The sequence below is a fragment of the Pseudomonas caricapapayae genome (genome assembly GCF_001400735.1).
GTDB classification, from domain to species: domain Bacteria; phylum Pseudomonadota; class Gammaproteobacteria; order Pseudomonadales; family Pseudomonadaceae; genus Aquipseudomonas; species Aquipseudomonas caricapapayae.
Window position 1 is genome coordinate 1 of sequence record NZ_LJPW01000012.1, and the last position, 23,269, is coordinate 23,269.

21 protein-coding genes are annotated in these 23,269 nt (G+C 58.5%); 9 read left to right on the top strand and 12 right to left on the bottom strand.

The genetic code is table 11. The features are described 5' to 3' along the window. Positions 1–10 precede the first annotated feature (10 nt). The 6 genes from msrQ to ALO80_RS02045 all read right to left on the bottom strand — a co-directional run bounded on the left by msrQ (position 11) and on the right by ALO80_RS02045 (position 6,023). A complete protein-coding gene (gene msrQ / locus ALO80_RS02020) occupies positions 11–643 on the bottom strand; it encodes a protein-methionine-sulfoxide reductase heme-binding subunit MsrQ (RefSeq protein WP_055007750.1) in 633 nt (210 codons plus the stop codon). After that, positions 643–1,656: a protein-methionine-sulfoxide reductase catalytic subunit MsrP gene (msrP, locus tag ALO80_RS02025; RefSeq protein ID WP_055007751.1), complete on the bottom strand. Its 1,014-nt coding sequence runs from the start codon at positions 1,654–1,656 to the stop codon at positions 643–645. Before msrP ends, msrQ begins: the two co-directional genes overlap by 1 nt. Before the next feature lie 63 nt (positions 1,657–1,719). Next, entirely contained in the window at positions 1,720–2,571 is an 852-nt protein-coding gene (gene pssA / locus ALO80_RS02030; protein WP_055007752.1) for a CDP-diacylglycerol--serine O-phosphatidyltransferase, read from the bottom strand. A 169-nt stretch (positions 2,572–2,740) separates the two neighbouring features. Continuing rightward, positions 2,741–3,757, bottom strand: coding sequence for a ketol-acid reductoisomerase (gene ilvC, locus ALO80_RS02035; protein WP_055007753.1), 1,017 nt, complete (start codon positions 3,755–3,757; stop codon positions 2,741–2,743). 47 nt (positions 3,758–3,804) lie between these two features. After that, entirely contained in the window at positions 3,805–4,296 is a 492-nt protein-coding gene (ilvN, locus tag ALO80_RS02040) for an acetolactate synthase small subunit (protein WP_002552075.1), read from the bottom strand. Positions 4,297–4,298: 2 nt separating this feature from the next. Continuing rightward, entirely contained in the window at positions 4,299–6,023 is a 1,725-nt protein-coding gene (locus ALO80_RS02045; protein ID WP_055007812.1) for an acetolactate synthase 3 large subunit, read from the bottom strand. 397 nt (positions 6,024–6,420) lie between these two features. Here ALO80_RS02045 and ALO80_RS02050 point away from each other — a divergent pair, with 397 nt between their 5' ends. Beyond that, positions 6,421–6,837: a DUF4124 domain-containing protein gene (locus ALO80_RS02050; RefSeq protein WP_055007754.1), complete on the top strand. Its 417-nt coding sequence runs from the start codon at positions 6,421–6,423 to the stop codon at positions 6,835–6,837. 9 nt (positions 6,838–6,846) lie between these two features. On the opposite strand, the gene ALO80_RS02055 is transcribed toward ALO80_RS02050, so the two are convergent. The 3 genes from ALO80_RS02055 to mrcB are packed head-to-tail and all read right to left on the bottom strand — an operon-like array spanning position 6,847 to position 10,258. Beyond that, positions 6,847–7,176: a YqcC family protein gene (locus tag ALO80_RS02055; RefSeq protein ID WP_054986800.1), complete on the bottom strand. Its 330-nt coding sequence runs from the start codon at positions 7,174–7,176 to the stop codon at positions 6,847–6,849. Further along, positions 7,176–7,919, bottom strand: a complete 744-nt coding sequence (locus ALO80_RS02060) for a tetratricopeptide repeat protein (protein WP_162491654.1) — start codon at positions 7,917–7,919, stop codon at positions 7,176–7,178. Before ALO80_RS02060 ends, ALO80_RS02055 begins: the two co-directional genes overlap by 1 nt. Positions 7,920–7,936: 17 nt before the next feature. Next, on the bottom strand, positions 7,937–10,258 hold the full coding sequence (gene mrcB / locus ALO80_RS02065) for a penicillin-binding protein 1B (protein WP_055005661.1): 2,322 nt from the start codon (positions 10,256–10,258) through the stop codon (positions 7,937–7,939). Between the two features lie 130 nt (positions 10,259–10,388). On the opposite strand from mrcB, the gene ALO80_RS02070 reads away from it, so the two are divergent. Both ALO80_RS02070 and ALO80_RS02075 read left to right on the top strand, forming a co-directional pair. Then, a complete protein-coding gene (locus ALO80_RS02070; protein WP_055007756.1) occupies positions 10,389–11,927 on the top strand; it encodes a bifunctional aminoglycoside phosphotransferase/ATP-binding protein in 1,539 nt (512 codons plus the stop codon). Between the two features lie 101 nt (positions 11,928–12,028). Further along, positions 12,029–12,373: a pentapeptide repeat-containing protein gene (locus ALO80_RS02075; RefSeq protein WP_055007813.1), complete on the top strand. Its 345-nt coding sequence runs from the start codon at positions 12,029–12,031 to the stop codon at positions 12,371–12,373. Between the two features lie 354 nt (positions 12,374–12,727). Here ALO80_RS02075 and deoC read toward each other — a convergent pair whose 3' ends face one another. Beyond that, complete coding sequence (deoC, locus tag ALO80_RS02080; RefSeq protein ID WP_055007757.1) at positions 12,728–13,507, bottom strand: deoxyribose-phosphate aldolase; 780 nt, start codon at positions 13,505–13,507, stop codon at positions 12,728–12,730. Positions 13,508–13,722: 215 nt separating this feature from the next. Between deoC and ALO80_RS02085 the strand changes: the two genes are divergently transcribed. After that, complete coding sequence (locus ALO80_RS02085) at positions 13,723–14,061, top strand: Rieske (2Fe-2S) protein (RefSeq protein ID WP_055007758.1); 339 nt, start codon at positions 13,723–13,725, stop codon at positions 14,059–14,061. Between the two features lie 15 nt (positions 14,062–14,076). Here ALO80_RS02085 and sfsA read toward each other — a convergent pair whose 3' ends face one another. Next, a complete protein-coding gene (sfsA, locus tag ALO80_RS02090) occupies positions 14,077–14,790 on the bottom strand; it encodes a DNA/RNA nuclease SfsA (RefSeq protein WP_055007759.1) in 714 nt (237 codons plus the stop codon). Further along, positions 14,790–15,962, bottom strand: a complete 1,173-nt coding sequence (locus ALO80_RS02095) for a pyridoxal phosphate-dependent aminotransferase (RefSeq protein ID WP_055007760.1) — start codon at positions 15,960–15,962, stop codon at positions 14,790–14,792. Before ALO80_RS02095 ends, sfsA begins: the two co-directional genes overlap by 1 nt. Before the next feature lie 350 nt (positions 15,963–16,312). On the opposite strand from ALO80_RS02095, the gene dksA reads away from it, so the two are divergent. The 5 genes from dksA (at position 16,313) to ALO80_RS02120 (ending at position 22,770) form a co-directional block, all read left to right on the top strand. Then, positions 16,313–16,753 (top strand): RNA polymerase-binding protein DksA, encoded by a 441-nt coding sequence (gene dksA, locus ALO80_RS02100; protein WP_003406657.1) that lies wholly within the window; start codon positions 16,313–16,315, stop codon positions 16,751–16,753. Positions 16,754–17,213: 460 nt separating this feature from the next. Further along, the gene (gene gluQRS / locus ALO80_RS02105; RefSeq protein ID WP_055007814.1) at positions 17,214–18,101 is read left to right on the top strand and encodes a tRNA glutamyl-Q(34) synthetase GluQRS; all 888 of its coding nucleotides are present in this window, start codon (positions 17,214–17,216) and stop codon (positions 18,099–18,101) included. A 98-nt stretch (positions 18,102–18,199) separates the two neighbouring features. After that, positions 18,200–18,376 carry a hypothetical protein gene (locus ALO80_RS02110; RefSeq protein WP_002552060.1) on the top strand — a complete coding sequence of 59 codons (177 nt, stop codon included), beginning with the start codon at positions 18,200–18,202 and terminating at the stop codon, positions 18,374–18,376. Beyond that, a complete protein-coding gene (locus ALO80_RS02115; RefSeq protein ID WP_122301805.1) occupies positions 18,360–21,314 on the top strand; it encodes a sensor histidine kinase in 2,955 nt (984 codons plus the stop codon). Before ALO80_RS02110 ends, ALO80_RS02115 begins: the two co-directional genes overlap by 17 nt. A 22-nt stretch (positions 21,315–21,336) precedes the next feature. Next, entirely contained in the window at positions 21,337–22,770 is a 1,434-nt protein-coding gene (locus ALO80_RS02120; protein ID WP_055007762.1) for a sigma-54-dependent transcriptional regulator, read from the top strand. Positions 22,771–23,269 lie beyond the last annotated feature (499 nt).

Here is a 23,269-nt window from a genome sequence, read left to right on the forward strand (position 1 = left end):
ACAGAGGGCGTCAACCGTTATTTTGAACTTTCTTCGATACAGCACCAACGGAACCGCCGAGACGCGGGATTCGCCGGGCGATCGCAGGGATTCGCAACGCCAACAGCACAACGCCAAGCCCCGCATACAATGCCCACTCTTTAAGGTCAGCCCTGACAATCCAGAACATGTGCAGCAAGCCCAGCCCCAGAATCACATAGATAAGCCGGTGCAGCTTTTTCCAGCGGGCCCCCAAGCGACGCTGACTATAGCGATTGGACGTCACCGCCAATGCGAGCAGTCCCAGAAAGGCCAATGCACCTACAATGATATAAGGACGCTTCACCAGCTCGACGCCCAACTGCCCCCAATCCAGCCCAAGGATGAACAGTGCATACATAGCCATGTGCAGCAGCACATAGGCAAAGCACCATAGTCCGAGCTGGCGGCGCACCACAATCCACCCCGGCCATCCGCTCAAACGCTGCAACGGCATCATCGACAATGTAATGAGCAGCATGATCAGGGTTGCCAACCCGAAATTTTCCACAAGCACTTTGCCGGGGTCAGGCCCTAGCGCAAAAATCCATGCCTGGCACAGCCACCAGACGGGTGCAACGCAAGCAGCTAGAAATACAGCCAGACGCCAGAACGGGTATCGCATCAATAGTCCTTCCGCAAATCCATACCGGCATACAGGGAGCCAACCTCCTCCTCATACCCATTGAACATTTTCGTGTCGCGCAGATTCGGACTGAACAAGCCGCTTGGCAACCGACGCTCACGGGCCTGAGTCCAGCGCGGGTGATCGACAGTCGGGTTGACGTTGGCATAGAAGCCATATTCGTTTGCCGCAATGCTTTGCCAGGTGGTCTTCGGTTGCTCACTGACCAGACTGATACGCACGATGGACTTCACACTCTTGAAACCATACTTCCACGGCACGACCAGGCGCAGCGGTGCGCCATTCTGATTGGGCAGTTCGCGCCCATACATGCCCACCGCCAGAATCGCCAGAGGGTTCATCGCCTCGTCCAGACGCAGCCCCTCTACATAAGGCCAGTCGATCAGGGCGAAGTCCGAGCGCTGACCCGGCATGGACCTGGAGTCCTCCAGCGTTTCGAAACGGATGTATTTGGCCTTGGAAGTCGGCTCTACCTGCTTGAGCAACGCAGAGATCGGAAAGCCGATCCATGGGATGACCATCGACCAGGCTTCGACACAACGCAATCGGTAGATCCGCTCTTCAAGTTGATAAGGCTTCATGAAGTCTTCGAGCGCGTAGCGGCCAGGCTTGCCGACTTCACCATCGATCACGACACTCCACGGCTCGGTCTGTAGAGAGCCGGCATATTTGGCAGGATCGCCCTTGTCGGTCCCGAACTCATAGAAATTGTTGTAGTGGGTCGCATCCTTGAACGGGGTTATAGCCTCGTCCTTGACGTTGACCGCCTGCCACTGCGTAGAAGGAAGCTTGTCGGCGAACCAGCCTGGCGCCTTCCCGGGCTCAACATCGGCATAGCGTGAGGCGTCTGCGGCAGTGGCCCAGCGCGGCATTGCCGTGACAGCCAGCCCCGCAAGCGAGCTGGCGAGCAATGTGCGTCGCGAGAGATAAATGGATTCAGGCGTGACGTCCGACTCTTTGGAGTCGGACGCAGAACGTAGCTTGATTAGCATGATGACTCCGCAGCCTAGGGGAACTGATGCACCAATAGACTACGGAGTATGGTGGAAATTAGATCATTGGGAGGCTTTATGGCGACGCAATAGATACTGAATCGGTCCGGAGAGGGCATAGGCGAGGAATATCAGCAGCAAAATGCGCGGCGGGTCGCTGAATACGACAGCAAACACCAAGACCACCGCCAGAATCGCAACGAAAGGCACACGCCCTTTCAGGTCCAGCTCCTTGAAGCTGTTGTACTTGATGTTGCTGACCATCAGCATGCCTGCTGCTGCTACCAGCAAGGCCACCAGAAACGACAGCTTGGAACCCTGAATTCCGAAATCACTGAATGCCCAGACAGTGCCTGCCACGACACCTGCCGCCGCCGGGCTGGCCAGACCAATGAAGTAGCGTTTGTCAGCCTTGCCGACCTGAGTATTGAAGCGCGCCAGACGCAATGCCGCGCCAGCCACATAGATGAAGGCGACCATCCAGCCCACCTTGCCCATGTCACCCAGGGCCCAGCCGAATGCCAGCAGCGCCGGAGCCACACCGAAGGCAACCATGTCGGACAGCGAGTCGTACTCGGCGCCAAACGCACTCTGTGTGTTAGTCATGCGTGCAACGCGACCGTCCAGCCCGTCGAGGACCATCGCCACGAAGATCGCAATGGCAGCGAATGCGAAATACTTGCTTGCCCCGGAAAAATCACCAGCGCTCATGGCACTCTGGGCACTCATGGAGCTGATGATGGAGTAGAAACCGGCGAACAGATTCGCCGTGGTAAACAGATTGGGAAGCAGATAGATGCCGCGATGCCGGACCTGACGGCCCTCGGCGTCATGCCCTTCTTCCACGTGTTCATCGATAGGTAGCAGACTTTCAGCGTCAGAGGCCTTGACGGGCTCTTCAGGACGTTCGCTCATGGAGATTACCTTGCAGCGGTATGAAAAGGTTCGACACAGGTCTGCGACGAGGGTTCGCCGGCAAACGATGCAGCTTTATACCAGAGCCTGACCCAGAACGAAAAAACGCGACCGACTGGTCGCGCTTTTTTTCGTAAACCGGCTGTAAACCGGCTATGAACCGGAAAAGTTAGTTCTTTTCTTTGTCGACGATTTTGTTCGCCGCGATCCAAGGCATCATCGAGCGCAGTTTTTCACCGATGATTTCGATACCGTGCGCAGCGTTATTGCGACGCTTGGCAGTCATCGACGGGTAGCCGGTGGCACCTTCGCTGATGAACATCTTCGCGTATTCACCGTCCTGGATGCGCTTCAGAGCGTTGCGCATGGCCTGACGGGATTCGGCGTTGATGACCTCAGGACCGGTGACGTACTCGCCGTATTCGGCGTTGTTGGAGATCGAGTAGTTCATGTTGGCGATACCGCCTTCATACATGAGGTCAACGATCAGCTTCAGTTCGTGCAGGCACTCGAAGTAAGCCATTTCCGGCGCATAGCCGGCTTCAACCAGCGTTTCGAAACCAGCTTTGACCAGTTCGACAGTACCGCCGCACAGAACGGCCTGCTCGCCGAACAGGTCAGTTTCAGTTTCGTCCTTGAAGGTGGTTTCGATGATGCCGGTGCGGCCGCCGCCAACGCCCGAAGCGTAGGACAGGGCGACATTCTTGGCGTTACCGGAAGCATCCTGATAAACCGCGATCAGGTCAGGGATACCGCCGCCCTTGACGAACTCGGTACGCACGGTGTGACCTGGTGCCTTCGGCGCGATCATGATCACGTCGAGGTCAGCGCGCGGTACAACCTGGTTGTAGTGAATCGCGAAGCCGTGGGAGAACGCCAGTGTTGCGCCCTTTTTCAGGTTCGGCTCGACTTCGTTCTTGTACAGCTGGGACTGGAACTCGTCCGGGGTCAGGATCATGACCAGGTCGGCAGCAGCAACGGCAGAAGCGACGTCAGTCGCTTTCAGGCCATGAGCCTCGGCCTTGGCGACAGTAGCCGAACCTTTACGCAGGCCAACAGTGACATCAACGCCGGAGTCTTTCAGGTTGCACGCCTGAGCGTGGCCTTGCGAACCGTAACCGATGATGGCGACTTTCTTGCCCTGGATGATCGAAAGGTCACAGTCTTTGTCGTAGAAAACTTTCATGGAAATCCCCTGTTATCTTGGCCGTTCAGGCCATTTGCTTAATTGATTTAAATGCTCAGCACTTTGTCGCCACGGGCAATGCCCGTTACGCCACTGCGTACTGTTTCCAGGATAGCGGCGGTGCCGATGGCCTGAATGAAGCTGTCCAGTTTGTCGCTCGTGCCACTTAGCTGCACGGTATAAACGCTGGCGGTCACGTCGACGATCTGCCCGCGGAAGATATCCGTGGTGCGCTTGATCTCGGCACGCTGCGCGCCAGTGGCCTTGACCTTGACCAGCATCAGTTCACGCTCGATATGAGCGCTCTCCGACAGATCGACGAGTTTGACCACTTCGATGAGCTTGTTGAGGTTCTTGGTGATCTGCTCGATCACCTCGTCATGGCCTACCGTGGTGAGCGTCAGACGCGACAGGGTCGGGTCTTCGGTCGGCGCAACCGTCAGGCTTTCGATGTTGTAGTTGCGCTGGGAGAACAGACCGACGACGCGAGACAAGGCACCCGGTTCGTTTTCCAGCAGCAGGGAAATGATATGGCGCATGATTATGTCCGCTCCGTCTTGCTCAACCACATATCGCGCATGGAGCCGTCCTTGATCTGCATCGGATAGACGTGCTCTGTCACATCGACCTGAATATCCAGGAACACCAGACGGTCAGTCATGGCAAAGGCTTCTTCCATCTTCGGCTTCAGATCCTTGAGATCGGTGATACGCATGCCCACGTGGCCATAGGCTTCGACCAGCTTGACGAAATCAGGCAGCGATTCCATGTAGGAATGCGAGTGACGGGAGCCGTAGCTCATGTCCTGCCACTGACGGACCATACCCAGAACACCGTTGTTGAGCAGGATGATCTTCACCGGCAAGCCGTACTGCAGGCAGGTCGACAGCTCCTGAATGTTCATCTGAATACTGCCCTCACCGGTCACGCAGGCAACGTGCGCATCCGGAAAGCTCAGTTTGACGCCCATCGCAGCCGGGAAACCAAAGCCCATCGTGCCCAGACCGCCCGAGTTGATCCAGCGGTTCGGCTTGTTGAAACGGTAGTACTGCGCAGCGAACATCTGATGCTGGCCTACGTCAGAGGTGACATAAGCGTCGCCCTTGGTGACTTCGCACAGCGTTTCGATGACGGCCTGCGGCTTGATGACGGTGCCATCGCCACGGTTGTACGGGAACAGATCGCCCGTACCGCGCCACTCGTCGATCTGCTTCCACCATGCGGCAACGGACGCCTTGTCGGGCGTCTCGCCGATTTCTTTCAAGGTGGCGACCATTTCGGTCAGTACGCTTTCGACAGGACCTACAATAGGCACGTCGGCCTTGATGGTCTTGGAAATCGAAGCCGGATCGATATCGATGTGAATGATTTTGGCGTTCGGGCAGAACTTGCTTGCGCCGTTGATGACCCGGTCATCGAAACGTGCGCCAACGGCCAGAATGACGTCGGTGTGGTGCATCGCGAGGTTGGCAGTGTAGCTGCCATGCATCCCGAGCATGCCGACGAACTGGCGGTCAGTGCCCGGATAGCAACCAAGCCCCATCAGGGTGTTGGTGACCGGAGCATTGAGCAGTTGAGCCAGTTCGGTCAATTGCGCCGAAGCATTGCCCATGACCACGCCACCGCCCGCATAGATAATCGGACGCTTGGCAGCCAGCAGCATTTCAACGGCCTTGCGGATCTGGCCGGAATGGCCACGAACCGCCGGGCTGTAGGAGCGCAGCTTGGCTTTTTTCGGGAAGACGTATTCGAATTTTTCGGCCGGGTTGGTCATGTCTTTGGGAATGTCGACGACCACCGGGCCCGGACGGCCGGACTGCGCCAGGTAGAAAGCCTTTTTCAGGACTTCCGGGATTTCCGACGGGTGCTTGATCATGAAGCTGTGCTTCACGATCGGCCGGGAGATACCGATCATGTCGGTCTCCTGGAACGCATCGGTGCCCACCAGCGTGCTCGCTACCTGACCGGACAGGACCACCATCGGAATCGAGTCCATATAAGCAGTGGCAATACCGGTAATGGCATTGGTCGCACCCGGACCCGAGGTCACCAGCACCACGCCCGCCTTGCCGGTAGCACGCGCATAGCCGTCGGCCATATGCGTGGCAGCCTGCTCGTGGCGAACAAGAATATGGCTTACCGCCGGTTCTTTGAACAGGGCATCGTAGACATGCAGAAGGGCACCACCCGGGTACCCGTAGATATGCTCAACGCCTTCGTCACGCAAAAAGCGGACGACCATTTCAGCGCCAGATAAAAGCTCCACGTTGTTCACCTCTAAAACGCCAGAATACCGCCCACTCCGGGACGGGTCTTAATAGGTTTACTGCCAGCAGAGCATGAGCGACGGTGGTCGCCGACTACGTCAGCACTGACTGAGCAAGTATTGGGAGGTCCCTGAGTGTTGCGGAACATTCCCACCCAGCGCGAGGTAACGCGTTGCGGGTGTTACAGGTCGGCGCGGGTGTGCGCCTCATGATCTACCGAGAGGGTCTGCTTCTGGCAGTCCTTCTACAGCGAACTTTGGATTGTTGTGATTCCCCCCCTTCAAGTCAAGTCATCCGTGCGCTTTCTTGACAGCAGAGGGGTGAAATCGCACCGTTTCGGACTGAAATGCACCGTTATGGTAGTTTTCTGCATGCACAGACTCTCAAGGACACGACATGCATTGGATGATTCTCGCCGCCACACTGGCAATCAGCGCAACCAGCCAGGCCGCCTCGATCTACAAGTGGGTCGACGCTCAGGGCGTGACGCACTTTGACGCCCAGCCTCCCACTGGCCAGCAGGTACAGGAAATCAATGTGCAGACACCGCCGCCTGCCGCAGCACCAGGCACACCGGCTGACGACGGCGCTGCGCAGCAACGCGCCATTGACCAGAAAGTCAAAAGTCAGGTGAAGGCCCAGGAAGCAAAACGCGCTGAAAATTGCGAGAACCTGCGCACCAACCTTGCGCAGTTGCAGAACAATCCGCGAGTGCGCGAGCAGGTTGGAGGAGAGTCGAGGCGTCTTACGGATGAAAACCGCAAGACGCGTATCGAGGAAACCGAGAAGGCCATCAACGAATTGTGTCGCTAGACAGATTCCTCAACGAGCCGCCGTGATCAGCTGGTCAAACCGCGCCAGATGCTGCTGCAGCAGGCGGGTTTCGCTCAACCGACCGGCGTAGACCATTTCGGCCATTTCCAGAATGCCGGAGGCATTGGGCAGCGGCAGATCGCGCTCAAGGATGATCTTCATGCGCGGCAGGAAGATCCATTGCAGCCACTGTGCGAACTCAAGGGTATCGACGCTGAACGGCTCCTGACTGGCAAGCGCCTGATCGCTGGGTGGCGTAGCGTCCCACCAGCCCAGCGCACGCAACTCGCGCTCTATCAACAGCAACTGTTCGGCAACCTCAGGCAAACGCACGTCCATCAGCGAGCCTTTTGGCGAGCCAGCGCTGCACCGGCCGCATCACCCTGCTTCTCACGAGACTGAGCGATCAATCCCCACAGACTGGCCTGAAGACTGGTACGCCCATTGGCGTAAGTCAGGCCGCGACGTGCCAGTTGTTCGGCCTGGGCCGCATCACCCTGAGCCAGACGCACCTGGGCCAGACGATAAAGCACCTGAGGCTCGCGCGGTGCAACACGCTGAGCACGCTCAAGGCTGGAGGACGCGCCGTTGAGGTCGCCACTGGTCTGCTGTTGCTGTGCCGTGGTCAGCAGTGCCAGGACCGGGCCGTCAAGCTGTTCGTCTTCCGACAGACCGCCGCCACTGGACGGGATCCCGGTCGGCGCAGATGCAGCGGGCATGCTGTAACTGTTGTTTGCCGGAGCCGGACTGACCGGTGCCTGATTGACCGGAGCAGCTTCGACAGGCGGTGTGTCGACACTGAACGGTGTCTGACTGGTCGGTGCAGAGAAGCTCTGCCCTGCATCAGCGCCACCCGCACCCGGCACCATTACCACGACACCCGAATCCTGCGGCACTGCTTGCGGCTGCTGCTGAACCGGAGCGGTGCCGGTTCGGTAAGCACCATTGCGCGAAGCGGTCACACGCTCGCCGTTGGACACCTTGGAGCTTGAATCCACGACCGGAATCGAGCCGCGTTCCACACTGGCGCAGCCGTTCAGCAAGGCCAGTGCCGTTAAAGCTGGAATCCACCATTTATTCACTTCAAACCCTCGATTGCCTAGTTCAACCAACCCTTGACCCAGTCCATCACCTCAGTGGCAGGTGCCGGAGCGCCGCCGCATGTCGCGCCGGGCTGGGGCTCACTGCCGCGAATATACGGCATCTGCACTGCATTCGGGCAGCTCGCGTCGGAACCCTGTCCTGTCTGCGCGTCGACCCACGCCTGAACGACGTTATCCGGCATCGCCATGTCCAGCGGCAGCGGGCCGGCCTTGCGCATGAAGCTGGTCCAGACCTGCAAGGCACCGGTGGCACCGGTAAACGGTGTTTTACCGTTGTCGTCACGCCCCATCCACACCACGGCCAGCAGATCCTGACTGAAGCCTGCAAACCAGCTGTCACGAGAGTCGTTACTGGTGCCGGTCTTGCCCGCCAGATTCAATGAGCCTGGCAACACGTTGTAAACAGATTTGCCTGTACCTTCGCGCATGACCCGCTGCATCGCATTCTGCACCAGATAAATGGCACCCGGATCGAAGCGCTGTTCGATCTGGAACGGGTAGCGCTTGAGCGGTTCGCCTTCCGCCGTGAGCACACTGCGAATGCCGCGCATGGGCGTATTGAACCCGCCGCTGGCGATGGTCTGGTACATCGTCGCGACTTCTATCGGACTAAGGCCGCCCGCCCCCAGCAACATCGACGGATAGGCAGGCCATTCCCGCGTCACACCCAGCTTGGCGAGCGTCTTGAACACGCTTGGAATGCCCACTTCAAGGCCCAGCTTGGCGGTCGACAGGTTGTACGAATGCGCCAGCCCCTGATACAGGAAGATATTACCGTGGGACTTGTGATCGTAGTTCTGTGGCTTCCATATCTGGCCATCAGCACCTTTGACCTGGAACAGTTCGTCGGCGATCCAGCTGGTCAGCGTGTATTGGCTTGGCCGCTCCAGCGCCGTCAGGTAGATGGCAGGCTTGACCAGCGAGCCGATCGGACGCACAGCATCGATCGCCCGGTTGAAACCCGAGAACCCGGCCTCACGCCCGCCGATCAGCGCCTGCACTTCACCTGTTTCCGGGTTGGTGACGACCATTGCCGACTCCACTTCGTCCGAGCCCTTGCGCCCTGCCAGTTTTTTGAACGTGTCGTCCATGGCAGCCTGGGACTTCATCTGCAGGATCGGATCGAAGCTGGTAAAGATCCGCAACCCTTCTTCGGTCAAGTCTTCATCGCGGTAATCCTCGCGCAACTGACGCTTGACCAGATCCAGAAACGCCGGGAACGAGCTGTCGGCGAGCGTGCCGGTTTTGGTCACACCCAATGGCATTTTCTTTGCTGCGGCAACCACTTCCGGCGTGGCTACGCCCTGCTGCTCGAACAGATCGAGCACCAGATTGCGACGCTCCAGAGCACGCTCCGGATTGCGACGCGGATTGTAGAAGGACGGCCCTTTGACCAGCCCGACCAGCATCGCCACCTGATGAATCTTCAGCTCGGAAAGTGGCTGACTGAAGAAGTACTGACTGGCCAGGCCAAATCCATGGACTGCGCGCTGGCCGTCCTGACCTACAAACACTTCATTGAGATAGGCCTCGAGGATTTCCTGCTTGCTGTAATGAATCTCCAGCAGAACGGCCATCATGGCCTCGGTCAGCTTGCGGGTCAGGCTGCGTTCATTGGTCAGGTAGAAGTTCTTGACCAACTGCTGGGTCAGCGTACTGCCGCCCTGACGCATCTGCCCCTGCGAAGTATTGACCCAGATGGCCCGGGCAATTGACTTGGGCGACACGCCGAAGTGGTGATAGAAATCACGGTCCTCGACCGCTACCAGCCCGTCGAGCAGATACGGGGGGGCCTGATCCAGCTTGATGAGGATCCGGTCTTCGAGGTTCTTCGGGTACAGCCCGCCGATCAGCAAAGGCTCAAGCCGTGCGACCGCAAGCTTGGCACCATTGCCTGAAGACAGGTCAGCCACATAATCCCCGGAAAAGCGAACGCGAACCTGCTGCGCCGCATCAGTGCCTTCATAGAACTGGAAGCCACGTGTGTTGAGATCGACAGTATTGCCGTTCACCGCCGCAGCACCGGGACCATTCGCAACGCTTTCGCGGCGATAGCCCAACGCGTCGAGTTCGATGAGAAAATCGTCGCGGCTCAGCTTCTGTCCGACGAAAAGCTCCAGCGGCCGTGCATAGACCTTGGCCGGGATGGTCCAGCGCTTGCCGGAGAATTTCTCCTGGACGATTGCATCGAGATAAATGGCCAGGCCGCCCAGCAGAACCAGGGCGACAATACCGAGCTTCAACGCCCAGCCCAGCCACTTGTTCAGGCTGCGGGGAGGTTGCTTTTTAGGAGAACGGGAGGTGCGGGATCGAGTCATGGGCGCGGATTATACGCACTTTACCGAGGATCGACAGACGCCCGAGTCAGCGGTTTGCAGCCTTGCGCCAAGCGGCCATAATGGCGGCATTGCGTACTTACATTTTGAACACATTCCTGAAGGATCGCCCGTGAGCCAGTCTTTGATTGCTGCCCTGCAGAACCCTGCCCTTTTCCCACATCCAGTGGAGCATTTCCAGGTCATCGAAACGCACATTTCGTGGGTTCTGCTGACTGGCCCGTATGCCTACAAATTCAAAAAGCCAATGAACTTCGGTTTTCTGGATTTCACTACCCTGGCCCTCCGTGAGCACTTCTGCCGCGAAGAGCTGCGCCTGAATCAGCGTCTGACCGATGACCTCTACATCGACGTTCTGCCGATCACCGGCACAGAAGACGCGCCGCAACTGGGCGGCGACGGCGAAGTCATCGAATACGCGCTGAAGATGAAGCAGTTCTCACAGAATGGGCTGCTCAGCACCCTGCAAGCCAATGGCGAGGTAACGACCGCGCATATCGACGAACTGGCGCGCCAGATCGCAGGTTTTCACCTCGCTTCGCCGCGGGTCGGACCGGAAAGCGAACTGGGCTCGCCTGACAGCGTCATGGCCCCCGTGACACAGAACTTTGAGCAAATTCGCCCACTGATCAGCGAAAAAACCGATCTGGCGCAGCTTGATGCTCTACAAGCATGGGCAGAATCGAGCTTTGCACGACTCAAACCGCTGCTGGCTCAACGCAAAGCCGACGGATTCATTCGCGAATGCCATGGCGACATCCATCTGGGCAATGCAACGGTGATCGACGGCAAGGTCGTGCTGTTCGACTGCATCGAGTTCAACGAGCCGTTCCGCAAGACTGACGTCTATGCCGACATCGGCTTCCTGGCAATGGACCTTGAAGACCGTGGACTGAAATCGCTGTCCCGGCGTTTGATCAGTCAGTACCTGGAAATCACCGGCGACTACGCGGGGCTGGAACTGCTGAATTTCTACAAGGCCTACCGTGCGATGGTCCGCGCCAAGGTAGCGCTGTTCAGCCAGCCGGCCAATGCCGACGGTGTGCAACGCGCGGCGACGCTTCGTCAATATCGCAATTATGCCAATCTGGCCGAAAGCTACAGCGCCATTCCCTCGCCTTTTCTGACTATCACCCACGGCGTATCAGCCGTCGGCAAAAGTCATGTAGCGATGCGCCTGGTGGAATCGCTGGGTGCCATCCGTCTGCGATCGGACGTAGAGCGCAAGCGCCTTTTTGCCAGCCAGAATCAGGATCTTTATGACACGCAAGCCAGCAGCGCAACCTATAAACGCCTGCATGAGCTTGCCAGCGCAACCCTGCGAGCGGGCTTCTCGGTAGTGATCGATGCCACCTACCTCAAGCGCGAGCAGCGTGATGCCACAGCGAAAATCGCTGAAGGCACTGGCGTTCCGTATCTGATCCTGGATTGCGAAGCGCCACATGCAGTGATCGCGGGCTGGCTTGCGCAGCGCCAGGCTGAGAACACTGATCCTTCCGACGCAACTCTGGACGTCATCGAGGCTCAGCAGGCCAGTCGCGAGCCGCTCAGTGCAGAAGAGCTACAGCGTAGCAAGAAGGTTGCAACCAATGTCAGCAGCGATCTGGACAACCTGATCGACAACCTGCGCCAACGCCTGCCAGGCCTGTAAAAATGATGCACGGCCGTTGAGCGGGTAATGCTTCACGGCCTCACAATGATGGCGATATAATGGCGTCATAATTCCAACGCAACCACATGTCCGAGGCCATCATGAGCCAGCCCAAACAGATCGACTCACCGCTTTACATGCTGCTGCGCAGAGATGATGTCGAAGGTTTCAATCAAGAGAAACCGCGAACCGGCACGATTGATATGGTCGGGGGCGACTTCCGGGGGCTGGACCTGCGTGCTCTGGACACTGCCAGGATCGACTTCACCGACGCCTACTTCCGGTCCGCCGACCTTCGCGGGCTGGACTTGCGCCACACACCAATGGAGGGCGCGAGCATCGCTCATGCACAGATTTCGGGTGTGTTCTTCCCTGCAGAACTCTCGGCTGACGAGATTCTGATGTCGGTCAATTTCGGCACGCGCCTGCGCTATCGCACCCGCTAGAACTGAAAACAACGTTGCAGCCTGCATGCGCAATGCATGTCGGGCTGGCGCTGTGTCGCTGCGCTGCTGCCTCTCCTCTCTTCATATCACAACCGTACGCGCCCCATTGCCGTGTTCTGTCAGGCATCTTTTGGCCTGTGAACAAAGGCCTGCGGACAGGCGTTTGTGCGGGCAAAAGAAATGTTGACTTACAAATGAGAATCGTTATGATTATCACATCCGGTCGCGAGACTGGACGGTAACTGAAAGACCTTGGTTCGGACTTTCAGATTATCTCCTCATCAGGCTAATCACGGTTTTTGACCCGGCTCTTTGCCGGGTCTTTTTTTGCCCGCCAGAAAAGCTGCCCCGCCCTCAAAAACCATTGCCGTGCGATTCAAGCAGGCCAAGCCTGACCAGTAAATCGTCCAGCAAGCTGGAGCCGCCCAACCGTAAGCGCCCGGCATTCATCCATTGCCGACCGAAACGGGCGTGGGCCAGCGTCATGTAGATACATGCCTCGTCGAACGTGCGTATACCGCCTGCGACCTTCAACCCAACCTGACCGCCCACATCCGAAATGGACTCAAGCATCACACGTACAGCCTGAGGAGTGACGTGACTGGCGGCCTTGCCCGTGCAGGTCTTGAGGAAGTCGGCACCTGACGCTATCGCATCGCGGCAGGCGTCGAGGATCATTTGCGAATCGCGCAGATCACAGGTTTCGAGTGTCGCAGTGAGTCTGGCCTGCCCTGCACACACGGCGGCACAAGCCGATATCATCTCAAGGCCGGCCAGCCGATCTCCGCCGAGCAGCGCGCGAAAGGGGTAGACGACATCGATCTCGTCCGCGCCAGACATCAGCGCATCACGCACTTCAGTGGTCACTGCCGGGATATTGCTACTGCCATGCGGGAAATTGACGACGCCGACGACCTTGACGCCACGCGCCAGCATGCGGTCCAGAGTGGTTCGCGCCAGACATACAAAACGCGGCTGGACGCAGACCGCAGCCACCGGCCCTACAGGCGTCAATGCGCGCTGACAGATACCGACAATACGCTGCTCGGTGTCGTCCGTGTTAAGGGCAAACAGCTCAAGCAGCCCTATGACCTGACGCGCCAGCCGCTCATCATCTGCTGTCATCTCTTTCATGGCGTTTCCACTCTGCAAAACATAAGCAGGACGATATACGGACACGAGGGCGAGCAGGCGCGAGCGAATTGCTTAGAGAAAAAAACTACAGGAAGACAGGAAAAAACCGACGCAGAGTGTAAAAGGCGCACTGTACGACAACGCACTCGTGGAGATAACTCTGTCAGACTGCCCAGGCCAGGCGCCGACTCGAAAAACAGGCCTGTGGAGGCTTCTTGAAATTCCTTTGCACTTCACGTCATCTGCCCGAAGCCCAAAGCAGAGGCTTTGAGCTGGGCGAACATAGCCTATTCGCCGTACGTCGTCAGGGGCATGTGTTCGTCTACAAAAACCGCTGTCCGCACCGCGGTATCGCTCTGGAATGGCAACCGGACCAGTTCCTGGACAGCAGCGCCAGTCTTATTCAGTGCGCCACGCATGGAGCATTGTTCCTGATCGAGAGCGGCGAATGCGTTGCGGGGCCTTGCGCCGGCCAGTCATTGAGTGCGATTGAAAGCCGGGAAGATGCCGAGGGGATCTGGGTATGTCTGCCCATGGGCGATGAAGAATGCTGACCCTTTCAGTGCGGTTCAGTCCAGCCAGTGAACCTGCAGCCTTCGGTCGATAAGAATCTCTTCCGGCGTCAACTGCACACCGTAGGCAAGAATTTGCACGCCGGCATCGATGGCTTCGCGCAACGCTGATGCGTAAGCCGGGTCGATCTCCTTTGCCGGCCGCACAGCATCGACGTTGGTAAGGTTGACGCAATACAGCAACACGGCGCGCACGCCCTCGCGTGCCAGCGTCGCCAGCTCGCGCAAATGCCGCGCGCCTCGTTGGGTGACGGCGTCGGGAAACGCTGCCACGCTGGAATCATCGAAACCCAGAGTGACGCTTTTCACTTCCAGATACAGATAGCCATCCGGGTACTCCAGGCGAAAGTCCACACGGCTCTTTTCCTGCCCATAGGCCACTTCGCGCCTGAGTGCCGTGAACCCCGCAAGTTCACTAATGATCCCTGCGCGCAAGGCCTCTTCAACCAGCGTATTGGCTCGTCCGGTATTGATACAGGCCAGCCTGCCCTGTGGGGTCTCGCTGATCTCCCAAGTGCCCGGCAGCTTGCGCTTCGGATCACTCGAACGACTGAACCACACGCGCCCGCCGGGCATCATGCAGTTGAGCATTGAGCCCGTGTTGGGGCAGTGAATGGTCAACAATTCACCGCTATCGGTTTCGATATCAGCCAGAAAACGCTTGTAACGCACCAGCAGACGACCCTGTTCAAGCTGCGGAGAAAAGCGCATCAGACGCCCCAGCTACGCAAACCGCGCGCGATTCGCTCGACCGCCTGTTCAAGGCGCGGCAGGCTTTGCGTATAGGCAAAGCGCACGTGGTGCCCGGCCTTAAAACGGCCAAAGTCCAGACCTGGTGTGAAGGCGACATGCTCGGTTTCCAGAAAATACCTGCAAAACGCGAAGGCATCGCCGCCAAATGCAGAGATATCAGCGTACAGGTAAAAAGCACCTTCCGGCTCGACGGCAATACCGAAGCCCAGTTCGCGCAGCGCTGGCAGCAGAAAGTCACGGCGGCGGCCGAACTCGGCGCGCCGCTGCTCGAGTATGGCCAGTGTCTGCGGCTCGAAGCAGGCGAGCGCGGCATGTTGCGCCATGCTTGGCGCGCTGATGTAGAGGTTCTGGGCCAGTTTTTCCAGATCGGCCACGGCATCCTGTGGCGCGACCAGCCAGCCAAGACGCCATCCGGTCATGCCGAAATACTTTGAAAAACTATTGAGAACGAAAGCGTCGTTATCAACTTCCAGCACACTGCTGGCGTCCACACCGTAGGTCAGGCCGTGATAGATCTCGTCCACCACCAAGTGCCCACTGCGGGCTTTCAATGCCTGAGACAAGGCTGCCAGTTCGTCGCGGCTCAACAGGGTGCCGGTCGGATTGGCCGGTGATGCCACCAGAGCGCCGACACTGTTGTGATTCCAGTGCGTCGCCACCAGCTCAGGGGTCAGCTGATAACGCTCTTGCGGACCGACCGGCACCAGTTGCGCCTCGCCCTCGATCAAACGCAAGAAATGCCGATTGCACGGGTAACCAGGGTCCGCCAGCAACCAGTGCTTGCCTGGATCGACCAGCAGACTGCTGGCAAGCAACAAGGCCCCAGAACCGCCCGGTGTGATCAGAATGCGATGGGGATCGATATCAACCCCGTAGCGCTGGGCGTAAAACCCGGAAATGGCTTCGCGCAATTGCGGCAGACCACGCGCGGCAGTGTAGCGGGTCTTGCCGTCTGCCAGGGCCGCCTGGCCAGCCTTGATGATGGGATCTGCGGTGGTAAAATCGGGTTCGCCGATTTCCAGGTGAATGACATCATGACCCGCAGCCTGCAATTCGTTGGCACGCGCCAACAGCGCCATGACATGAAAAGGTTCGATGGCGCGACTGCGCGCACTGTAGAGCTGGGTCATGGGTATTCCTTTATAGGTGCGCGCATTAAAAACATGATTGTCATGACGACGCGGCATGATTCTACCGAACCGACCGCCCAGTGGTGGGTTTACAGGCTGAAAAACCCGGTCGCCGAACGCTGAATAAAAGAAAGCTACGACGGTGTTCAGCGACTGGAGTTCATTTAAGTGGAAGACAGATGCGAAATGGCCATCTCTGTAAGCAGACGGCGTCGTCATGCTCGACAACCGGGAGTAGCGCACTCCGATTTGATCTGGTAAGTTCGCCCGCTTGCAGCTGCAGGGCCGACGGGTGTCGGTGATGGAACAATCCTGCGCAATAGATTAGAAGAGTGAGAGGCGGTCCAGACATGCCCACCCCAGAAAAGCAACAGAACCATCTAATCAGCGGCTTTGAACCCTACGTACCAACGAAGGGTGAGGAGTATATGGGTGAGCCCATGCGCGCTCACTTCACCAAGATCCTGAACAAGTGGAAGCAGGACTTGATGCAAGAGGTCGACCGAACGGTAGACCATATGAAGGATGAGGCTGCCAACTTCCCCGACCCGGCCGACCGTGCCAGCCAGGAAGAAGAGTTCAGCCTGGAACTTCGCGCCCGTGATCGCGAACGCAAGCTGATCAAGAAGATCGACAAGACGCTGCAACTGATCAAGGACGAAGAGTACGGCTGGTGCGAATCCTGCGGCGTAGAGATCGGCATCCGCCGTCTTGAAGCACGCCCGACCGCGGACCAGTGCGTCGACTGCAAGACCCTTGCAGAAATCAAGGAAAAACAGGTCGGTAAGTGACCTGGGGCCGCCTTTGACTGAAAAGACGCTTCGGCGTCTTTTTTTGTGCCTGTGGAAGGCACGATAACGGCGAGTCCTGTTCCCGCATTGCTTGCTCATCGCTGTCCACAAGTCCAACTGGCCCCCACGCGACGCGACATCATGTCCTGGCTATAGCGACTGCCACACAAACGCTCTTTGATCGCGAGGGCACTAGCGACGCAGAGCGCGACGCTAGTGCCAGGGCGAATGAACACGACGAAGTCGGGCCGGAAACAGAAGCGAAAGGCTTTGGTGACTTTGGCCTCATAAAAGCAACTCGCCGAGAGGCGAAAAGGTGATCTGAGTCGAACCCCGCCCCTCTGACATCGCAGAACCGCTTTGCCATCGCGACCGAAAAGCACTTCAAATGGCAACCGAGCACAACCGTCCTCTGCGTTCCACTTGCCCGCCCAAGCTCGCCACCCGTAACATCCCGCCCATGAAAAAACCCGCCTATATCGGGCGCTTTGCGCCGACCCCCAGTGGCTACCTGCATTTTGGCTCGCTGGTCGCAGCACTCGCTTCCTATCTTGATGCACGAGCGGCAGGAGGTCAGTGGCTATTGCGCATGGAGGATCTCGACCCGCCGCGCGAAGTGGCCGGCGCGCAGGCGGGGATTATCGAGACGCTTGAGCGCTACGGTTTTGAATGGGACGGCCAGATGGTGCGGCAAAGCGAACGCCATGACGCCTACGCCGAGATCCTCCAGCGCTGGTTCAATCATGGCCTGGCCTACGCCTGCACCTGCTCGCGCAAACAGCTTGAAGACTTCCAGGGTATCTATCCGGGTTTCTGCCGTAATGCAGGGCATTCGCCGGAAAACGCCGCAATCCGCATTCGCGTCCCGGAGCTGGAATATCGGTTTGAAGACCGGGTTCAGGGCCTCTTCAAAATGCACTTGGGGCGCGAAAGCGGCGACTTTGTGATTCGCAGGCGCGACGGGCTTTACGCCTATCAGCTCGCGGTGGTTATCGATGATGCCTGGCAAGGCATCACCGATATCGTGCGTGGTGCCGACCTTCTGGACTCGACACCCCGGCACCTCTATCTGCAGGAACTGCTGAGCCTGCCTCAGCCACGCTACCTGCATGTACCGCTGATCACCCAGCCTGACGGCCATAAACTGGGCAAATCCTACCGCTCCCCGCCCCTGGAAGCCGATCAGGCGACCCCGCTGTTGCTGCGCGCCCTGCGCGCGCTCGGTCAGCCGGTCGACGCACACATGGCCGATGGCACGGCGCAGGAAGTGCTGGCCTGGGGCATCCAGCACTGGAACGCAGACCTGATTCCCAAACTGCGCACGATTGAAGAAGCCCGGATAGACTGATCCAGAGCGGTCGCGGAAAACTACGACGCAAGGATACTTGCAGGTTATCCGCCATCCGTTAACATGCCGCTCCTCATCTACCAGCGCAGGGAGACCAGATGTACATATACCGATTGGTTTTGCTTCTGGTGGTAGGCATCTATCTGTTCTCTCCGGCCATCATGGACTGGTGGATCGATGCCACTGGTGCCTGGTATCGCCCCTATATGCTGTGGCTGATCCTGATCGTGGTGACGTTCATCCTGCAGAGCCAGCGAGATGCCGATGAGCTTTAGTCTGACGCAGATGCTGATGGTCAGCGCCGCCTATCTGCTGGTGCTGTTCGGTGTCGCCTGGATCAGCGAGCACGGCCTGATTCCGCGCTGGATCATCCGCCATCCGCTGACCTACACCCTGTCGCTAGGCGTATATGCCAGCGCCTGGGCGTTCTATGGCACCGTCGGCCTGGCCTATCAGTATGGCTATGGCTTTCTGTCCAGTTACCTGGGCGTTTCCGGGGCATTCCTGTTGGCACCGGTGCTGCTGTATCCGATTCTCAGAATTACCCGTACCTACCAGTTGTCATCGCTGGCCGATCTGTTTGCCTTCCGCTTTCGCAGCACGTGGGCTGGTGCGCTGACCACCGTCTTCATGCTGATCGGTGTATTGCCGTTGCTGGCCTTGCAGATTCAGGCGGTTGCCGACTCCATCGGCATTCTGACCCGCGAACCGGTGCAGGACCGGGTGGCCGTGGCGTTCTGCGCGCTGATCACCCTGTTCACGATTTTCTTTGGCTCGCGGCATATTGCAACCCGCGAAAAACATGAAGGCCTGGTGTTCGCCATTGCCTTCGAATCACTGATCAAGCTGATCGCGCTGGGCGGAGTCGGACTGTACGCCTTGTATGGCGTGTTCGACGGCCCGCAACAGCTGGAGCTGTGGCTGCTGCAAAACCAGACTGCCCTCGCCTCGCTGCATACCCCGTTGCAGGAAGGCCCCTGGCGCACGCTGCTGCTGGTGTTCTTCGCCTCAGCCATCGTCATGCCGCACATGTACCACATGACCTTCACGGAAAACCTCAACCCGCGCTCGCTGGTCAGCGCCAGCTGGGGGCTGCCGCTGTTTCTGCTGTTGATCAGCCTCGCCGTGCCGCTGATCCTCTGGGCGGGTCTCAAGCTGGGTGCCACGACCAGCCCGGAATACTTCACGCTCGGGATCGGTATCGCGGCCAACAGCAAATCGCTGGCCCTGCTCGCTTACATCGGAGGGCTGTCGGCAGCCAGCGGGCTGATCATTGTCACTACGCTGGCGCTGTCCGGCATGGCCCTCAATCACCTGGTGCTACCGCTTTATCAGCCGCCAGCTGAGGGTAATATCTATCGCTGGCTGAAGTGGACGCGGCGCGGGCTGATTGTCGCGATCATCGCTCTGGGTTACGGCTTCTACCTGCTGCTGGGCGCGCAGCAGGATCTGGCCAATCTGGGCATTGTCGCTTTCGTTGCGACACTGCAATTTCTGCCGGGTGTGCTGTCGGTGCTGTATTGGCCGACCGCCAACCGACGCGGTTTCATCGCAGGCCTGCTGGCCGGCATTGCGGTCTGGGCGGTCAGCATGCTGTTGCCGCTGATCGGCAATCTGCAGGGCTTCTATATTCCCTGGCTGAACATGATCTATGTGCTGGACGACACCAGCTGGCACATGGCAGCTATCGCGTCGCTTGCGGCGAACGTGTTGCTGTTCACCCTGATATCCCTGTTCACCAATGTCAGCCCCGAAGAGGTCGGTGCCGCCGAGGCCTGCGCGGTCGATAACGTGCGCCGCCCGCAACGCCGCGAACTGCATGCCGTGTCGCCTCAGGAGTTCGCCACTCAACTGGCCAAGCCGCTGGGTGCCAAAGCGGCACAAAAAGAAGTCGAACAAGCGCTGCGCGATCTGTACCTGCCGTTCGACGAACGCCGTCCTTATGCACTGCGCCGCCTGCGCGACCGGATCGAGGCCAATCTCTCCGGGCTGATGGGTCCCAGCGTCGCGCAGGATATGGTGGAAACCTTCCTGCCGTACAAATCGGGCAGCGAAAAATATGTCACCGAAGACATACATTTCATTGAAAGCCGGCTTGAGGACTACCACTCGCGCCTGACGGGTCTTGCCGCCGAACTCGACGCCCTGCGCCGCTATCACCGTCAGACCCTGCAGGAACTGCCGATGGGCGTGTGCTCGCTGGCCGAGGATCAGGAAATCCTGATGTGGAACAGGGCAATGGAGGAACTGACCGGGATCGTCGCCCAACGCGTGGTCGGTTCGCGACTGGAAACCATTGCCGAGCCCTGGAAAAGCCTGCTGACCGGATTTACCAGCCTCCCAGATGAGCATTTGCACAAGCAGAAGCTTGGTCTGGACGGCCAGACACGCTGGCTCAACCTGCACAAGGCGGCCATCAACGAGCCGCTCGCGCCGGGCAACAGTGGCCTGGTGGTGCTGGTCGAGGACCTGACCGACACCCAGATGCTCGAAGACAAGCTGGTGCACTCCGAACGCCTGGCCAGTATCGGCCGGCTGGCAGCAGGCGTGGCCCACGAGATAGGCAATCCGATCACCGGCATTGCCTGTCTCGCGCAGAACCTGCGTGAAGAACGCGAAGAAGACGGCGAACTGAAGGAAATCAGCAGCCAGATACTCGAACAGACCAAACGTGTCTCGCGCATCGTCCAGTCATTGATGAGCTTCGCCCATGCGGGCGCTCATCAGCACAGCGACGAAGCCGTTTGTCTGGCGGTGGTGGCTCAGGATGCTATTGGTCTGCTGGCGCTGAACCGGCGCAATTTCGAAGTACACTTCTATAACCTGTGCAACCCCGAGCATTGGGCCGTTGGCGATCCGCAGCGATTGGCACAAGTGCTGATCAATCTGCTCTCCAACGCCCGCGACGCTTCCCCGGCAGGCAGTGCGGTCAGGGTCAGAAGCGAAGTGTCCGAGCACACTGTGGACTTGATCGTCGAAGACGAAGGCAGTGGGATTTCAAAGGCAATCATGGACCGATTGTTCGAGCCGTTTTTCACCACCAAGGAGCCTGGCGAAGGAACCGGACTCGGCCTTGCGCTGGTCTATTCCATCGTTGAAGAGCATTATGGACAAATCACTATCGACAGCCCGGCCGATCCCGAGCAGCAGCGTGGAACCCGTATTCGGGTGACCTTGCCACGCCATGTCGACGCGACGTCCACCGCGAACTGAGACCGTCGAGAGAACTGAATCAATGCCGCATATTTTGATCGTCGAAGACGAAACGATTATCCGCTCAGCCCTGCGTCGCCTGCTTGAACGCAATCAGTACGAAGTCAGTGAGGCCGGCTCCGTGCAGGAAGCTCAGGAACGCTTCAGCATTCCGTCTTTCGATCTGATCGTCAGCGACCTGCGTCTGCCAGGCGCACCCGGCACCGAACTGATCAAGCTGGGTGAAGGCAAACCGGTGCTGATCATGACCAGTTACGCCAGCCTGCGCTCCGCCGTCGACTCGATGAAGATGGGTGCCGTGGATTACATCGCCAAACCCTTCGACCACGACGAAATGCTGCAGGCGGTCTCGCGAATCCTGCGCGATCGCCAGACGGTCAAGGGGCTCCAGGACGAGCGCAATGCCATCGCCAAAGCGAGCGGCGCTGAAAAAGGCCCGGCGCACAACCATAATGGCGAAATTGGCATCATCGGGTCATGCCCGCCCATGCTGGATCTCTATAGCAAGATCCGCAAAGTGGCCCCGACTGATTCCAACGTCCTGGTTCAGGGCGAGTCGGGTACCGGCAAGGAACTGGTGGCCCGCGCCCTGCACAACCTGTCACGCCGCGCCAAGGCACCGATGATCTCGGTCAACTGTGCGGCCATCCCCGAATCGCTGATCGAGTCCGAGTTGTTCGGCCACGAGAAGGGCGCGTTTACCGGTGCCAGTGCGGGTCGTGCAGGTCTGGTCGAGGCCGCTGATGGCGGCACGCTGTTCCTCGATGAAATCGGCGAGCTGCCTCTGGAGGCGCAGGCTCGCCTGCTGCGGGTGTTGCAAGAGGGCGAGATTCGTCGCGTCGGCTCGGTGCAGTCGCAAAAAGTCGATGTACGCCTGATCGCTGCGACCCATCGTGACCTCAAGACACTGGCTAAAAATGGCGAGTTTCGTGAAGACCTGTTCTACCGTCTGCACGTCATCGCCCTGAAGCTCCCTGCCCTGCGCGAGCGTGGCGGCGATATTCTGGAAATCGCCCGTGCGTTTCTGATACGCCAGAGCGCCAAGATCGGGCGCGACGACCTGAAATTTGCGCCCGACGCCGAGCAAGCAATTCGCCACTACAGCTGGCCGGGCAACGTACGCGAACTGGAAAACGCAGTAGAGCGCTCGGTGATCCTGTGTGAAAACCCGGAAATCACCGCGGACCTGCTGGGCATCGACATCGAGCTCGACGGCCTGGACGATGACGAATACATGGGCATGGCACCTTTGCCGGGTTCTTCCGGTTCGACCGGCAACGAGCCCGCTGAAGACCTCTCGCTCGAAGACTACTTCCAGCACTTCGTTCTGGAGCATCAGGACCACATGACCGAAACCGAGCTGGCCCGCAAACTGGGCGTCAGCCGCAAATGTCTGTGGGAACGCCGCCAGCGTCTGGGCATCCCGCGTCGCAAAGGCGTCGCCAACGAGACATAAACGCATTGCAAGGCTCTGGCACGCGGTGCGCAGCGCGGGTACAAACTGTTACCTCAAGCACTTCACGTAACAAAAGCCGGGTCTTACGGTAACGCAGGCCCGGTTTTTTTGTGTGCGCAATAACCTGCTTGCGCCTGAAAACGCCCGGTTTACGGGGCCTGGCAAAAGTTGGCACAGCTTCTGCTATATGCTTGGTACAAGAAAAACAACAAGCAGTACGACACCCATAATAAAAACAATACGAATCGACTCACGCATAACAAGAACAACACGGCGGAGGCGCAGCTAACTGATTCTTTTGGAGAGGAGTTGTATTTGGGGCTTGCCCCGCAACCAGGCCGAGAACAACAAAAACTACCCTTAGGTAGAGCCTGAACTGGTTGGATCGAATGATCATTGCAACGCAGCGACCAAAGCAATCCGTTTGCTCTTGACTCCCGATTGGGAGGTTTCACAGGCGAAAGTCTTGTGAATGGGCACTCAACAAAAACAAGAAGCC

Coding starts and splice junctions, on each gene's coding strand:
- msrQ (WP_055007750.1), bottom strand. CDS start 643: ATGCGATACCCGTTCTGGCGTCTGGCTGTATTTCTAGCTGCTTGCGTT.
- msrP (WP_055007751.1), bottom strand. CDS start 1,656: ATGCTAATCAAGCTACGTTCTGCGTCCGACTCCAAAGAGTCGGACGTC.
- pssA (WP_055007752.1), bottom strand. CDS start 2,571: ATGAGCGAACGTCCTGAAGAGCCCGTCAAGGCCTCTGACGCTGAAAGT.
- ilvC (WP_055007753.1), bottom strand. CDS start 3,757: ATGAAAGTTTTCTACGACAAAGACTGTGACCTTTCGATCATCCAGGGC.
- ilvN (WP_002552075.1), bottom strand. CDS start 4,296: ATGCGCCATATCATTTCCCTGCTGCTGGAAAACGAACCGGGTGCCTTG.
- ALO80_RS02050 (WP_055007754.1), top strand. CDS start 6,421: ATGCATTGGATGATTCTCGCCGCCACACTGGCAATCAGCGCAACCAGC.
- ALO80_RS02055 (WP_054986800.1), bottom strand. CDS start 7,176: ATGGACGTGCGTTTGCCTGAGGTTGCCGAACAGTTGCTGTTGATAGAG.
- mrcB (WP_055005661.1), bottom strand. CDS start 10,258: ATGACTCGATCCCGCACCTCCCGTTCTCCTAAAAAGCAACCTCCCCGC.
- ALO80_RS02075 (WP_055007813.1), top strand. CDS start 12,029: ATGAGCCAGCCCAAACAGATCGACTCACCGCTTTACATGCTGCTGCGC.
- deoC (WP_055007757.1), bottom strand. CDS start 13,507: ATGAAAGAGATGACAGCAGATGATGAGCGGCTGGCGCGTCAGGTCATA.
- sfsA (WP_055007759.1), bottom strand. CDS start 14,790: ATGCGCTTTTCTCCGCAGCTTGAACAGGGTCGTCTGCTGGTGCGTTAC.
- ALO80_RS02095 (WP_055007760.1), bottom strand. CDS start 15,962: ATGACCCAGCTCTACAGTGCGCGCAGTCGCGCCATCGAACCTTTTCAT.
- dksA (WP_003406657.1), top strand. CDS start 16,313: ATGCCCACCCCAGAAAAGCAACAGAACCATCTAATCAGCGGCTTTGAA.
- gluQRS (WP_055007814.1), top strand. CDS start 17,214: ATGAAAAAACCCGCCTATATCGGGCGCTTTGCGCCGACCCCCAGTGGC.
- ALO80_RS02110 (WP_002552060.1), top strand. CDS start 18,200: ATGTACATATACCGATTGGTTTTGCTTCTGGTGGTAGGCATCTATCTG.
- ALO80_RS02115 (WP_122301805.1), top strand. CDS start 18,360: ATGCCGATGAGCTTTAGTCTGACGCAGATGCTGATGGTCAGCGCCGCC.
- ALO80_RS02120 (WP_055007762.1), top strand. CDS start 21,337: ATGCCGCATATTTTGATCGTCGAAGACGAAACGATTATCCGCTCAGCC.